Origin of the sequence: Halomonas sp. PAMB 3232, assembly GCF_031954225.1 — a bacterium.
Lineage (GTDB): Bacteria > Pseudomonadota > Gammaproteobacteria > Pseudomonadales > Halomonadaceae > Vreelandella.
Genome location: NZ_CP134865.1, coordinates 3,233,087 through 3,247,006 on the forward strand (window position 1 = coordinate 3,233,087; position 13,920 = coordinate 3,247,006).

15 protein-coding genes are annotated in these 13,920 nt (G+C 63.7%); 11 read left to right on the forward strand and 4 right to left on the reverse strand.

The window, feature by feature from the left end:
- Positions 1 to 21: 21 nt before the first annotated feature.
- The 3 genes from RN346_RS14790 to RN346_RS14800 all read right to left on the reverse strand — a co-directional run bounded on the left by RN346_RS14790 (position 22) and on the right by RN346_RS14800 (position 2,933).
- Positions 22 to 1,170 (reverse strand): MFS transporter, encoded by a 1,149-nt coding sequence (locus RN346_RS14790; protein ID WP_311961556.1) that lies wholly within the window; start codon positions 1,168 to 1,170, stop codon positions 22 to 24.
- The gene (locus RN346_RS14795; protein WP_263586061.1) at positions 1,161 to 2,159 is read right to left on the reverse strand and encodes a GlxA family transcriptional regulator; all 999 of its coding nucleotides are present in this window, start codon (positions 2,157 to 2,159) and stop codon (positions 1,161 to 1,163) included. The genes RN346_RS14790 and RN346_RS14795 overlap by 10 nt, the downstream gene beginning before the upstream one ends.
- A 90-nt stretch (positions 2,160 to 2,249) precedes the next feature.
- A complete protein-coding gene (locus RN346_RS14800) occupies positions 2,250 to 2,933 on the reverse strand; it encodes a GntR family transcriptional regulator (RefSeq protein WP_311961557.1) in 684 nt (227 codons plus the stop codon).
- Positions 2,934 to 3,079: 146 nt separating this feature from the next.
- Here RN346_RS14800 and dctP point away from each other — a divergent pair, with 146 nt between their 5' ends.
- From dctP to RN346_RS14825, 5 genes are all read left to right on the forward strand, one after another.
- Positions 3,080 to 4,069, forward strand: a complete 990-nt coding sequence (gene dctP, locus RN346_RS14805) for a TRAP transporter substrate-binding protein DctP (protein ID WP_311961558.1) — start codon at positions 3,080 to 3,082, stop codon at positions 4,067 to 4,069.
- A 90-nt stretch (positions 4,070 to 4,159) separates the two neighbouring features.
- Positions 4,160 to 4,681, forward strand: coding sequence for a TRAP transporter small permease subunit (locus RN346_RS14810; protein ID WP_263586058.1), 522 nt, complete (start codon positions 4,160 to 4,162; stop codon positions 4,679 to 4,681).
- Positions 4,682 to 4,683: 2 nt separating this feature from the next.
- On the forward strand, positions 4,684 to 6,018 hold the full coding sequence (locus tag RN346_RS14815) for a TRAP transporter large permease (RefSeq protein WP_311961559.1): 1,335 nt from the start codon (positions 4,684 to 4,686) through the stop codon (positions 6,016 to 6,018).
- A 12-nt stretch (positions 6,019 to 6,030) separates the two neighbouring features.
- Positions 6,031 to 7,389, forward strand: a complete 1,359-nt coding sequence (locus tag RN346_RS14820) for a malonyl-CoA decarboxylase (protein ID WP_311961560.1) — start codon at positions 6,031 to 6,033, stop codon at positions 7,387 to 7,389.
- Complete coding sequence (locus RN346_RS14825) at positions 7,386 to 8,906, forward strand: malonyl-CoA synthase (RefSeq protein ID WP_311961561.1); 1,521 nt, start codon at positions 7,386 to 7,388, stop codon at positions 8,904 to 8,906. Before RN346_RS14820 ends, RN346_RS14825 begins: the two co-directional genes overlap by 4 nt.
- Here RN346_RS14825 and RN346_RS14830 read toward each other — a convergent pair.
- Positions 8,901 to 9,524: a cyclodeaminase/cyclohydrolase family protein gene (locus tag RN346_RS14830; RefSeq protein ID WP_311961562.1), complete on the reverse strand. Its 624-nt coding sequence runs from the start codon at positions 9,522 to 9,524 to the stop codon at positions 8,901 to 8,903. The two genes, RN346_RS14825 and RN346_RS14830, sit on opposite strands and share 6 nt — an antisense overlap.
- A 172-nt stretch (positions 9,525 to 9,696) precedes the next feature.
- Here RN346_RS14830 and RN346_RS14835 point away from each other — a divergent pair, with 172 nt between their 5' ends.
- The 6 genes from RN346_RS14835 to RN346_RS14860 all read left to right on the forward strand — a co-directional run bounded on the left by RN346_RS14835 (position 9,697) and on the right by RN346_RS14860 (position 13,915).
- Positions 9,697 to 10,158 carry a DUF2170 family protein gene (locus RN346_RS14835; RefSeq protein ID WP_263586053.1) on the forward strand — a complete coding sequence of 154 codons (462 nt, stop codon included), beginning with the start codon at positions 9,697 to 9,699 and terminating at the stop codon, positions 10,156 to 10,158.
- Between the two features lie 15 nt (positions 10,159 to 10,173).
- On the forward strand, positions 10,174 to 10,866 hold the full coding sequence (locus RN346_RS14840) for a PspA/IM30 family protein (protein WP_311958767.1): 693 nt from the start codon (positions 10,174 to 10,176) through the stop codon (positions 10,864 to 10,866).
- Between the two features lie 77 nt (positions 10,867 to 10,943).
- A complete protein-coding gene (locus RN346_RS14845) occupies positions 10,944 to 11,663 on the forward strand; it encodes a DUF2491 family protein (RefSeq protein WP_311961563.1) in 720 nt (239 codons plus the stop codon).
- A gap of 53 nt (positions 11,664 to 11,716) precedes the next feature.
- The gene (locus RN346_RS14850) at positions 11,717 to 12,127 is read left to right on the forward strand and encodes a DUF350 domain-containing protein (protein ID WP_252106107.1); all 411 of its coding nucleotides are present in this window, start codon (positions 11,717 to 11,719) and stop codon (positions 12,125 to 12,127) included.
- 10 nt (positions 12,128 to 12,137) lie between these two features.
- The gene (locus tag RN346_RS14855; RefSeq protein WP_263586050.1) at positions 12,138 to 12,743 is read left to right on the forward strand and encodes a DUF1190 domain-containing protein; all 606 of its coding nucleotides are present in this window, start codon (positions 12,138 to 12,140) and stop codon (positions 12,741 to 12,743) included.
- Positions 12,744 to 12,748: 5 nt separating this feature from the next.
- Complete coding sequence (locus tag RN346_RS14860) at positions 12,749 to 13,915, forward strand: glutathionylspermidine synthase family protein (RefSeq protein ID WP_311958769.1); 1,167 nt, start codon at positions 12,749 to 12,751, stop codon at positions 13,913 to 13,915.
- Positions 13,916 to 13,920: the final 5 nt, after the last annotated feature.

Genomic DNA, 13,920 nt, shown 5'->3' on the forward strand with positions numbered 1-13,920 from the left:
CTCTTTATCAAAAGCACGATCCTACCGGTAGCGCTGCCAGGCCAGCAAGGCAATGGGTAACAGCGACACCGGCAGCAGCCACGCGTTGAGCGCCGCCCAGCCGAGCGTGCTCACCAGCGGCCCGGCCGCGAGCGCCGACACTGCCACGGCGCCGAACACCAGAAACTCGTTGGCTGCCTGCACCCGCGCTTTCTCCGCCGGGCGCCAGGCCTGGCCGACGAGCCCGGTGGCCGGCAGGAACGTAAAGTTCCAGCCAAGGCCGAGCAGCACCAGCGCCACGTTGAAGCCGGCAACGCTGAGCGAGAACTGAGCGGCCAGCGTGCTCGCCGCCAGCAGCAGGCAGCCCACGACGATCACCGTGCGAGCGCCCAGCCGGGCGATCAAGGGCCCGGTGAAAAACGACGGCGCGAACATCGCCACCACGTGCCACTGAATGGTCATGGCCACGTGATCGAAGCCGTGCCCGACGTGACTCATGGCCAAGGGCGTGGCCGTCATCGCCAGGTTCATCACCGCGTAGCCGACCATTGCCGAGACGACCGCCACCAGGAAGGCGGGCTGGCGCAGAATCTCGCCCAGCGGGCGCTGCTCGCCCGTCGACGCCTCACTGAATGCCGGCGGGAGCCGGGTGACGAGCAGCAGACCCAGCGCGAGCACGTAGAGCATGGCGAGCCCCGCAAAGCTTGCCAAAAACGGTATGTCGGCGAGCTCGCGGCTGAACCGGGCAAGCCAGGGGCCGGCGAAGGCGGCGAGCAAGCCGCCGCCCATGACCAGCCCCAGGGCGCGCTCGCGGTGGCGCGCCTCGGCGGCTTCCAGCGCGGCAAAGCGGTAGAGCTGGCCAAAGCCGATGCCCACACCGATCAAAAAGGTCGCGAGCAGGAAAAGCGGGAAGCGGCCCAGCGTCAGCGCCGCCATGGCCACCCCGGTGCCCAAAAGCCCGACGAGATTACCCAGCACGAAGCCGCGCTTGCGCCCAAGCTTGCCCATGATCAGGGAGGCGGGCACGGTGGCGCACATCAGTCCCAGCCACTGGCTCGCCACCGGCATCGTGGCAAGTGAGGCACTGGGGGCGAGCGCGGCGCCGACCAGCGGCGAGACCGCGATCAAGAGGATGTTGCCGCTGACCAGCAGCGCCTGGCAAAGCGATAGCAGGATGACCGTTAGCGGCATGGGGGTTCTCCTTGAAGGGGTTCGCGGTACCCGTGGTGAAAGCGCTGGCGGTAAACGGACGGCGAAACGCCGTAGTGGCGCTGAAAGAGCCGGCGAAGCTGCTCGGCGCCGCCCAGCCCCCAGCGCCCCGCCAGCCGTTCGAGCGACACGTTCGGGGCATCGAGCAATGCTCCACGCGCCTGCTCCAGGCGCAGCCGGGTCAGGTAGGTGCCGGGGGTGAGCGCCAGGTGGCGCTTGAACAGCCTGGTGAGGTGGCGCGGCGAGACCGCCATGACCGCCGCCATGCTCTCGAGGCTGTGCGCGGCGCCGGGGTCGGCGTGAAGCACATCCAAAAGCCGCTTGAGTGGCCCGGCGCGGCCTTGACCTTGCAGCATCTCGCTGAACTGCGACTGCCCGCCGGGCCGGTGCAAGAACATCACCAGCTCCCGGGCGATCTGCCCGGCAAGCGTGGCCCCCTGGTCGGCCTCGACCAGCGAAAGCGCCAGGTCGATACCCGCCGTGACGCCGGCGCTGGTGTAGCGCCCGCGGCTTTCGAGATACAGCGCGTCGGGCTCGACGGCAAGGCGCGGATATTCGCGCGCCAGCTGCTCGGCCCGGCGCCAGTGAGTGGTCACGCGGCAGCCGTCCAGAAGCCCCGCCTCGGCCAGCAGAAACGCCCCGCTGCAGATCGACCCCAGCCGGCGCACGTTGGGCGAAAGCTTACAAAGCGCCGCCGTCAGGGCCGGATCAAAGCGGGCCTGCATCACGCCGCTGCCGCCGGCGACCAACAGCGTATCGAGCGGCTGACGTAACAGCTCGCCGACGGCGCAATCGGCCTGAACCGCGAGGCCGCCGTTGGTGGTGATCATGCCCGGCGTGCTTGCTGCGAGGCTCAAGCGATAGCGCGTTTCACCGCTGAGTTTGTTGGCAGTGGCAAAGACCTGCCAGGGTCCGCTGATATCGAGCATCTGGCAGTCGGGGTAGGCAATGAAGGCGATGGGGCGCGTCACGCAGCGTCTCCGAATCGAGAGGGTAGGCCCAGTGTCCGCCGCCGGCGTCGTGTCGGCAAGGACCATCATCCCACCGATCGGGACATCACCCTAGCCAGTCGAGCCTACCGGGGCTTGAAGGCGATGAACGCTGGCGGCGAAGTCGCTGAACCGCTCGCCCTGGATCAACACGTGCTCGCAAAGCGCCTGCTCGGCCTGGGCGGCGTCGCCCCGGGTGATCGCATCGACGATCGTTTGATGCTCGGCTAGCGACCCACGCATGCGCTGGCGGACCTGCAGCTGCAGGCGCCGGTAGGGCTTGAGCCGCTGCTTGAGCTGACGCGCCTCGAGGGCCAGAAAGGTATTATGGCTGGCGGCGTAGATGCACTCGTGAAAGCGCTCGTTTTCGTAGTAGTACTCGTCGGTGTCGCCGGCCAGCGCCGCGGCCTCACAGCGCCGATGGGCGACTTGCAGGGCGTCGAGCTCCGTCTCGGTGATGCGCCGCGCCGCCAGCCGAGCGCACATGCCCTCGAGCTCCGCCATGACCTCGAACATCTCGATGAGCCGGTCAAGCCCCACGCTTGCCACGAAGGTGCCCTTTTTGGGCGACACGGTGACCAGCCCGCTCGCCACCAGATGCTGAAACGCTTCGCGAACCGGCGTGCGCGACACGTTGAACGCACGGCCAAGTTCTTCCGGGTCGAGCCGCTCGCCGGGTTTTCGTCGGCCGTTGATGATGTCGTCTTCGAGACTGTCGCGCAGTCGCTGAGCGCTGGAGCGCTTGGTGGAAACCATGGCTTTTCCTCGTGCTTGACGTTTATTTTTGTTATGCATGCTTCTTGACATTAGCACACTGAAACGCTATTGAAATATACATCAGTCTCACTGATGAACATTAAAAGCGCTTCCAAACACACAAAAACAAACGTTGGAGATGCCCCATGAAACCCATCGTACTCCCGATGGCGACCGCCCTTGCGCTCTGCGCATCCGCCGCCTCTGCCGATACCGTTCTACGCGCCTCGCACCAGTTTCCCGGTGGCCAGGGCGACATTCGCGATGAAATGGTCCAGATGATGGCCCGCGACGTGGCCGCCGCCGATGTAGGCCTGACCATCGAAGTCTATCCCGGTCAGTCGCTGTTCAAGGCGCGCGAACAGTGGGGCGCCCTTACCCGCGGCCGCCTCGATATCACGTCCCTTCCGCTGGATTACGCCAGCGGCCGCCACCCGGAGTTTTCGGCGACGCTGATGCCGGGGCTGGTGCGCAACCAGGCGCACGCCCAACGCCTCAACGACTCCGAGTACATGGCGATGATCAAGGAGGTCATCATCGACGGCGGCGCCCGCGTGCTGGCAGATGCCTGGCTTTCCGGCGGCTTCGCCTCGAGCCAGCAGTGCATTACCTCGCCGGACACGATCGAAGGCCAGAATATCCGCGCGGCGGGCCCGGCGTTTGAAGAGATGCTCGAAGCCGCCGGCGCCTCGATCTCCTCGATGCCCTCCTCCGAGATCTATACCGCCATGCAGACCGGCGTGCTCGACGCTGCCAACACCTCCTCGATGTCGTTCATCTCCTACCGGCTTTTCGAGCAGGTCGACTGCATGACCCAGCCCGGCGACTTTGCGCTGTGGTTCATGTACGAGCCCATCCTGATCTCCGAGCAGGTCTGGCAGGGCCTTGATGAGGCGCAACAGACCGCGCTGATGGAGGCCGGTGAAGCCGCCGAGGCGTTCTTCGCCGAAGAGGCCGCGGCCATCGACCAGCAGATGGTCGATGTCTACGAGGAGAACGGGGTCGAGGTGGTCAGCATGAGCGAAGAGGATTACAACGCCTGGCTGGATATTGCCCGCGAGACCTCCTACAAGAACTTCGCCGAAAGCGTTCCCAACGGGCAGGCCATCATCGATGCGGCATTAGCGGTCGAGTAAGCCCTTACTCACGCTCCCCCCTGGCCACTTCGCGCGTCAGTACGCAGGCAGTGGCCAGGGGTATCGCCCGCTTAGCTCGATGAGGCCTTTATGACGACTACAACGACGCAACGCCCCGCCGCGCGCGCCGGGGTCATCGGCGGGTATATCCGCTCCATGGATATACTTTCGCGCTTTTTTGCTTATCTCGCCTGCGCGCTGTTCATCGCCGGGGTGCTGGCGATCTGCCAAATGGTGTTCATCCGCTACGCGCTGGGCATGAGCACCAGCTGGCAAACCGAGTTCACCATCTTCTCCGTGACCGGCGCCATGCTGCTGGGAAGCCCCTACGTGCTGATGACCGGGGGCCACGTCGCCATCACCATTTTACCCGACGCCCTTGGGGGCGTGGTCAAGCGCGCGATGCAGCTGATCGCCGCGCTCTTCGGGCTGGGCTTTTGCGTCGCGCTTGCCTACGGCGCTTGGGTCTACGTGATCGAGGCGTTTCACGGTGGCTGGACCACCGGCTCGGTCTGGAACCCGCCGCTCTGGCCGGCGCTTCTGCCCATGGCGCTGGGCGCGACGCTTTTGTCGCTGCAGTACGTGGCCGACATTCTGCGCGGGGAGGGCTAACCATGGATCCAATCACGCTAGGTATCGTGGTGGCGGTAGGCTTGATTGTGCTGATGGCGATCGGCACGCCGATCGCATTTGCCCTCGGCGGCGTGTCGCTGCTCGCCCTGCTCTACGACCGTGGACCTTCGGAGCTTACCTACTTCGGTGAAACCTTCTTCGACCGTATCGCCGAGTTCGGCTTCATCGCCATTCCGATGTTCATTTTGATGGGCGCGGCGGTGGCCTCCTCGCCAACCGGGCGCGATTTGTACCGCTCGCTGGATCTCTGGATGGGTCGGCTACCCGGCGGGCTCGCGGTGTCCAATATCGGTGCCTGCTCCATCTTCGCCGCGCTTTCCGGCTCGTCGCCGGCCACCTGCGCGGCGATCGGCAAGATGGGCATTCCAGAGATGCGCGTGCGCGGCTACCCCGATGGCGTGGCCGCGGGCTGCATCGCCGCCGGCGGCACGCTGGGCATTCTGATTCCGCCCTCGGTCACCATGATCATCTACGGCATCTCGACGGAGACCTCGATCGGGCGGCTATTCATTGCCGGGGTCGTGCCCGGGTTCATGCTGGCCGGGCTGTTCATGGTGTGGACCATGATCGCCTGCAAGATGGCCGGTGGATATAACAATCCCATGGCGGCCTCGGCGGAAAAGCTCACCCAAACGGTCAAGGAGAACGTCGATGCCAACCTGAAGGCGCTGGTACGGGTGCTGCCCTTCCTCGCCGTGGTCGCGGGCATTCTATTCGCGCTCTACGGCGGTGTGGCCACGCCGTCGGAAGCCGCCGGCGTCGGTGCATTTCTCTGCCTCGCCCTGGCGGTGATCATCTACCGCATGTGGCAGGTGGGGCCGATCAAGCTGATCATGCGCGACTCGCTGCGCGAAAGCGTGATGATCATGCTGGTGATCGCCACCGCCGAGGTGTTCGCCTATGCGCTCTCGTCGATGTTCATCACCCAGACCGTCGCCGAGGCGATCGCCAATCTGGAGGTCAACCGCTGGCTGCTGATGGGCGTCATCAACCTGTTCCTGCTGGTCGCCGGCTTCTTTTTGCCGCCGGTGGCGGTCATCGTCATGACCGCGCCGATTCTGCTGCCGATCATACTGGCCGCCGATTTCGACCCCTACTGGTTCGCGGTCATCCTGACCATCAACCTGGAGATCGGCCTGATCACCCCGCCGGTGGGGCTCAACCTGTTCATCATCAAGGGCATCGCGCCAGATATTTCGCTGCGCGACATTTTGCTGGGAAGCCTCCCCTACGCGCTGTGCATGGTGCTGGGCATCCTGCTTTTGTGCCTGTTCCCCGGCATCGCTTTGTGGCTGCCCAACCTGATCATGGGCTAAAGGAGGCGCATCGTGAACATGACGTTTCTACAGGAGCTTTTCAACAACATCACCCAGCGTGATGCGCTGTTGCGGCGCAAGCAGCCGGAGGCGGTGACGCCGGATCATCACCAACTGATCAAGGCGTGCAACGCCTTGATGGCAAGCGACGGCGAGGCGTCGAGTATTGCGCTGGCCAGTAGAGCGCTGGCGCTCTACCAGCGCCTCTCGCCCGGCGAGAAAACCACCTTCTTCGAGCGTCTGGCAGCGGACTTCGCCGCCGACCCGGCGCAGATCGACACCGCCTACGCGGCGTACGCGAAAGCGCGGGACAACCTCACGCTTCAGTCGCTGTTCGAGGCCTGCGAGCCCCGGCGTCAGGAGCTTTTCCGGCGTTTGAACCTGGCAAGCGACGGCACGTTCGACCTGGTCAAGATGCGCGAGGACCTGCTCGGGCTTTTGCGCGAGCAGCCAGCGCTTGCGCCTATCGACGAAGACTTCGCCCACCTATTCGGCTCCTGGTTCAACCGCGGTTTTTTGATGCTCAAGCGCATCGACTGGAACACGCCAGCCTCGATTCTCGAAAAGATCATCCGCTACGAAGCGGTGCACGAGATTCAGGACTGGAACGATCTGCGCCGGCGACTGGACGCGCGCGACCGTCGCTGCTTCGCCTTCTTTCACCCGGCGATCGGCGACGAGCCGCTGATCTTCGTCGAGGTGGCGCTGCACAAGGGCCTGCCCAACCGCATACAGCCGATTCTCAAGGGCGAGGAGAGCGGCCTCAAGGAGCCGGATAACGCCGATACTGCGGCCTTTTTCGGCATCAGCAACTGCCAGACCGGTCTGCGCGGCATCTCGTTTGGCAATTTCCTGATCAAGCAGGTCGTGCAGGAGCTCAAACAGGAGCTTCCCCAGCTCAGGTACTTCGTCACCCTTTCACCGGTGCCGGGCTTTGCCCAGTGGCTTTCAGAACAGCGCCAAAGCGCCCACTGGTCGGAAGAGGTTCAGACGGCGCTCAAGGCGCTCGACACCCCGGGCTGGCCGGCGGACAGCGAGCGCGAGGAGCGCTTGAAAGAGGTGATCAAGCCGCTGGCGGCCCACTATCTGGTCGATGTCAAACATCCAGGGGGGCTGCCGCTCAATCCGGTGGCGCGCTTTCACCTGGGCAACGGCGCCGAGCTTCATCGCATCAACTGGTTGGGCGACACCTCGACCAAGGGCGTCCAGCAGGCGACGGGGCTCATGGTCAACTACCTCTACGTGCTGGACGACATCGAACGCAATCACGAAAACTACACCGCCAAAAAGGCCGTGGCCTGCACAAGCGAGGTCCGCGACCTGGCCCGTCGGGCGAGAAAAACGCTGGCCAAGGGAGAGACGTCCAAATGAATCACAACCTGTTCGACACCTTTGCCGCAACGATGAACGCGCGCGCGGCGGCCGACTTCATCACCACCCGCGAAGGCCGGCGCTACACCTACCGTGACGCCCATGATAAAAGCGCGTGCCTGGCCGGTGCGCTCGTCGCCCTGGGCGTCAAGAAAGGCGACCGCGTGGCCGTGCAGGTCGAGAAAAGCCCGGAAGCGATTCTGCTCTATCTTGCCTGCCTGCGCATCGGCGGCGTCTACCTGCCGCTCAATACCGGCTACACCGGCGATGAAATCGACTATTTCCTGAGCGACGCCGAGCCTGCGCTCTTCGTCTGTGCCCCGTCATCATTGGTAGAGGCGCGCGAGATCGCCGAGAAAACCGGCTGCCCCGCGGTAGAGACGCTGGGGCAAAGTGCCGACGGCACGCTGTGGGAAAAAGCCGCGCAGGCGCCGCCGCAGGAGGAGATCGCCAAGCTCTCATCCCAGGATCTGGCCGCCATTCTCTATACCTCCGGCACCACCGGGCGCTCCAAGGGCGCCATGCTGACACATCAAAACCTGGCCTCCAACGCCAAAACGCTGGCCCGGGCGTGGCACTTCAGCGCCGAGGACCGGCTCATCCATGCGCTGCCCATCTTTCATACCCACGGCCTGTTCGTCGCCTGCAACGTGGTGCTGATGGCCGGCGCGTGCATGCTCTTTCTGCCCAAATTCGACGCCGACGTGATTTTCGAGGAGCTGCCGAGGGGCAGCGTGATGATGGGCGTTCCCACTTTCTACACCCGGCTGGTTCAGGATGCGCGCCTGACGCCAAAGGCAACGGCCAACATGCGCCTGTTCGTTTCGGGCTCGGCGCCGCTCACGGCGGAAACTCATCAGGCTTTTGAAGAGAAAACCGGCCAGGCCATTCTCGAGCGCTACGGCATGACCGAAACCAACATGAACCTCTCCAACCCCTATGAGGGCGAGCGGCGCGCCGGCACGGTCGGTATGCCGCTGGACGGGGTCGAGATTCGTATCATCGACCGCGAGACCGGCCGGGAGGTCGAGGACGGCGATATCGGCATTCTCCATGTACGCGGGCCCAACGTATTCATCGGCTACTGGCGCATGCCGGAAAAGACCCGCGAGGAGCTGCTGGACGACGGCTTTTTCATCACCGGCGACCTGGCCCTGCGCGATACCCAGGGCTACGTGCATATCGTCGGGCGCGACAAGGACCTGGTGATCTCTGGCGGCTACAACGTCTACCCCAAGGAGGTCGAGCAGCTGATCGACGAGCTCGACCCGGTCGACGAATCCGCCGTGATCGGCCTGCCCCACCCGGATTTCGGCGAGGGCGTGACCGCCGTGGTCGTGCTCAAGCCCGGCGCCGAGGCCAGCGAGCAAACGATTCTCGAGCACCTTCAAGGGCGGCTGGCCAAATACAAGCAGCCCAAGCGGGTGTTCTTCGTCGACGAGCTCCCGCGCAACACCATGGGCAAGGTGCAGAAAAACCAGCTGCGCCAGCGCTTCGAGGCCACCTACCGGTCATGATGCGGGCGCCTCGAACCCCTGGATCAGCGCCCGGGATTGCTCACGAATCTCGTTCTGTGCCGCGCGTGCGTTTTGTTTGGTCTGCTCGTCGCCAAGTGCCTCCAGGTTGGCGTTGACGTTGAGCAGCACGCTTTGAACCGCGGCGTGAAGCAGATAGGCGCCGGCGGTGGCATCGCTTTCAAACTGTGCCTCGATGTGCGAAAGCGCCTGGTGGCCAAGCGTGAGCGCCTCCAGGCAGCGCCGGGCGGTGTCCAGCGGCACCTGAACGGCGCGGCTCGCCGCCGCCTGGATGGCCTCGCGCCGGGCGGCTTTCTCATCAAATGAGCGTTTGGGGCGCTTAAGCGCGTCCATCATCGCCTCGAACGCGGCCACGTCCTCGTCGGCGAGCGGCGACAGCGCCTGTTTTAACGCCTCTCCCTCGTCGATCAACGCCTGACGGTCATCGCTTTGCGCGTGCTGCTGGCCAAGGTGTAGCCCCTTGAGTATCAGCGCCAGGCCCAGGCTTGCGCTGACGGCGGCCGCGGCACCGCAGCCCGGCATGGGCTTTAGGGCCAGAGCGTCGCGAAAGTCATCGAGCGGCATCTGCCAAATACTGTCGTGCGCTGTATCATGAGTCATGAACGTTCCTCGAAAGCGGTGGATGCGAGAACTCGCGCGGGCGTGCCGGGTCCTAGAAAGACACGTTTCAGGTTAAATCATTTGTCCCGCGCCGTATCGGAGTGTCAGGGTCTATCCTTGTCTTTCGATCTTCGCTTTTATTCATGGACGCTTTTATCAGGGAGTATCACTTTTGACGACGCTTACCGACACGCCCGCCGCCTCCGCGGCCGAACTTCACGAGCGCATCGTGGCCAGCGCCGCCCACGATGGCTCCCTCGAGTGGCCCAGAGCCGATATGGAGCTCGACGAGGACAACGACACCCTCATTTTTGCGCTACACGACTACGGCAACCTGACGCTCACGTTGTCCAAAAGCGACGACGAATGGGTGGCGATGACCACCATCACGCCGGTCGATAGCGTGGCGGACCAGACCGCGCTGAACGAGGAGCTTTTGCGCCAGGGCGTGATGCTGCCGCTGGCCTCCGTTGGGATCGTCACTTTGGACGGGCGCGACTACTACGTGGCTTACGGCCAGCTTTTCGCCGATTCGCGACTCGCCTCCATCTGCGCCGAGCTTCACGCCACGGCGAGCGCGGCGATGGAAGTGGCGCGCCTCATTCAGTCCGATTTTTCCCATTCGCCGCGTTAATCCCGAGGAATTTTTATGCTCAACAAGATCATGACCGCGCTGCGCGGCAAGGCCAATGAAACCGGCCAGGCCGTCGTCGACTCCCAGGCACTGCGTATCCTCGACCAGGAGATTCGCGACGCCGAGCAGCATCTGAAAACGTCGAAAACCGAGCTTGCCCGCCTGATGGGGCAGCGACAGATCAACAGCGACAAGGCCATCACCCTCGAGAAAAAGATCGATGAGCTCGAGCACAGCGCCGAGGCGGCGCTGGATCGCGGCGAGGAGCAGCTCGCCGTTGAGGTTGCCGAGCGCATCGTTGCCCTGACCGAGGCGCTCGAGGCCGAGCAGCAGATCGTGGGCGAGTTTGATACCAGCATCGAGAGCCTTCGCAACACCATTCGCAACACCGAAAACCAGCTGCGCCAGCTCAAGCAGCAGGTCAGCGTGGTCAAGGCAACGGAGTCCGCCCAGCGCGCCCAGTCCGCCGTGGCCGCTCGCCACTCCGGGCAAAACAGCGCCATGGGCAGTGCGATGGAGTCGCTCGAGCGTATCCGCGAGCGCCAGGCGCTGGACAGCGCGCAGATGAAGGCCGCCGAGCAGCTCAGCGCCGAAGAGAGCGGAAGCGAACTCGAAAGCCGCCTGAAAGCGGCAGGCATCGGTGCCAACGAGCGCCGCGCGGACGACGTATTGGCCCGCATCCGGGCCAAAAAGGCGCCCACCGAGTGAGCTTTTTCAAGTCATAACGCCCAGGGCGATGGCGGCAGGTCGCCGCCGATCGCCGGCCGATTACCCAGGAGAGCCGAATGCTGAAAACCCTGAAAGCGCTGCTTGGCGGGCAAAGCGAGCGCTTTGATGCGCCGGACGCCTCGTCGGATTTCACCGCTGGCCTTCCCATCGGCATGTCGTCGAGCGACTTCGCCGGGCTGCGCCTGGATGGGCGTGTGCGACTAAAGCTCAGCGAGCTCGCCGCCTACCCGGATACGCTGTTTCAGTGGGAAAGCGAGCGTGACTATCACATCGCTGCGGTGGGCCACGTGGAGCTGGGCCAGGGCGCGCACCTGGTGCGCTTTTATCTGGAAAACGATACCTGGCTTCAGGCCAACGTCGAGGGCCGCCAGGTCATCGAGTACAAGGTGTTCGACTTCTACCGGGTGAGCCATCTCTCAAACGATGAGTTCGACGCGCTCTTGAACCCTGCCGAGGCACAAACGAGCACGCTCGGCGTCAAGCGCCTCACCGTGGCCTCGACCGCCGACGAAGGCGAGCGCGTCTTCGACCGGGTGTGGGGCGAACCGGAAAGCGAGTGGTCGCCGCCGGTGCAGTTCGAGGAGCAGGTCATGACGCAGGAGAGCGTCATGACCCGGCAGGTGGTGCATCACGCCATGCTGTACGAGCGCGCCATCGACGGTGCCGAGCGCATGGAGTACGTGCTGTTGAGCGCCGAGGACGATGGCGAAGGTGGCTTCATGCTGGTGGAGAATCTGGGCGTTGACGTCGCCTCGATCGACATTGATGCTATTTGATCCTCGGCGTCTTATGCTGTCAGACCTCATTCGTCAACACGGAAGACTCGACCATGAACTATCTGCAAGGCCTGCCCCACTTTCTCGGCTATCTGATCGGCGCACTGATTCTTTTGGGCGCGTTCATGTACTGCTACAGCCGCATCACGCCGCACAAGGAGTGGGCGCTGATTCGCCAGGGCAACGCCGCGGCCGCGACCGCCTACGCGGGTTCGATCATCGGCTTTACCCTGCCGCTTTATAGCGCCATGGCGAACTCGATCAACTTCATCGACTTTTTGCTGTGGGGGGTGATCGCCTTCGGCGTACAGCTGGCGACGTTCTTCGGCTTGAAAGTCGTTCTTCAGAATCAGGGCGAAAGCCTTTCGACCCATATTAACGAAGGCCATATGGCCTACGGGATTCTGGTCGGCAGTATCTGCATTGCGGTCGGTTTACTCAACGCCGCCTCGATGACGTGGTAAGGAGTCCTTCATGAACCAGCACGACAATCATCTGCCCTCGCGCAAGCGCAGCGCGCGGCTCTCTTTGGCACTGATGGGCGCCGGCGCCTTCACGCTGACCGGCTGCGGCCAGCCCGAGGAAGTGACCGACGTCCGCTTCGACAGCCCGCGCAGCTATCAGAGTGTCGAGGAGTGCGTCGAGGCGAACGTCTATACCCAAAGCGCCTGCGAGGAGTCTTATGAAGCCTCGATCAAGGAAGTGCCGCGCTTTGACTCGCTCGAAGCCTGCGAAGCCGAACACGGCGAAGGCGCCTGCGTGGCGCCGACCGAGGAGCAGGCCCAGGCCGCGACCGGCGGCGGTGGCGGCGGCTGGTTCATGCCGGCACTGATGGGCTACATGGTGGGCAACATGATGTCGCGCACCAGCCGTGGCGCCACCAGCCAGGGGCTTTATCAGGAGCCGGTCTACCGCAACCGGCAAAACCAGGGCAACTGGAACGCGGCCACCAACCAGGCCAGCCAGCGCGTCAACCAGCGTCAACAAACCATGCGCACCTCGGCGATGCAGAGCCGCCAGGCAACCCAGCGCAGCGGCTTCGGCTCACGCTCCTCCGCCCGCGGCGGCTGGGGTTCCTGATCTTCATGCTCAGAGTCGAGATCAAGGAGCGCGCGCAGTGGAAAACCCTGGCCCAGGAGCTGGGGTTTCATTTTCATACCATCGACGGCGAACCCTACTGGAAAGAGAGCGCCTACTACCAGTTCACCCTGGAACAGGTAGAGCGCGACATTGAAGCCCCGACCGAGGAGCTTCACGAGATGTGCATGGCGCTGGTGGACAAGGTGTGTCACTCCAACGCCCTGATGCAGCGTTTGAGCATTCCGGAATTCATGTGGGACGCCATTTTCGATTCCTGGCGCGCGGGCCAGCCCCATCTTTATGGACGCATGGATTTCGCTTACGCAGGCGATGGGCCGGCCAAACTGCTGGAGCTCAACTACGACACGCCCACCTCGCTCTATGAGGCGGGCATCTTTCAGTGGGTGTGGCTCGAGCAGGCGATCGAGCAGGGGCTGATCCCGCGCCACGCGGATCAGTTCAACTCGATTCAGGAGAAGCTTTTAGGGGCGCTGGCGCATATCGGCCAGCGTCTGAGTGATAACACGCTGCACTTCTCCTGCATCAAGGATAACGTCGAGGAGCGTGCTACGGTCCACTACCTGCAGGATATCGCCGTACAGGCCGGACTCAAGGCGCCGTTCATCCATACCGAGGATATCGGCGTTCAGCCCGGCTGCGACTACTTCGTGGATCTGGACAACGCGCCGATCAAGGCACTGTTCAAGCTCTACCCCTGGGAGGAGCTGGCCCAGGAGGAATTCGGCAGAATGATTCCCGAGCTTGCCACCCACTGGTTCGAGCCGCCCTGGAAGGCGGTGCTCTCCAACAAGGGGATTCTGCCACTTTTATGGGAAGAGTATCCGGATCACCCCAACCTGCTGCCCGCCTACTTCGAAAAACCGGACGAGAAGCCACTAGCACCTGGCTGGGTGCGCAAGCCGTTTTTCTCTCGCGAGGGAAGTAACGTTCAGCTCAAAACCAACGATGGAGCGTTCGAGGACGTGGCCGGGCCCTACGTGGATAGCCCCTGGATTCGCCAGGCCTACCACCCGATGCCGCGTTTCGGCCAATATCATGCGCTGGTGGGCAGTTGGGTAGTCGGTGACCGCGCCTGCGGCATGGGCATTCGCGAAGATGTGGGGCGCATTACCAAGGATTCGTCCTGCTTCGTGCCCCACGCGATCATTTAACTCCC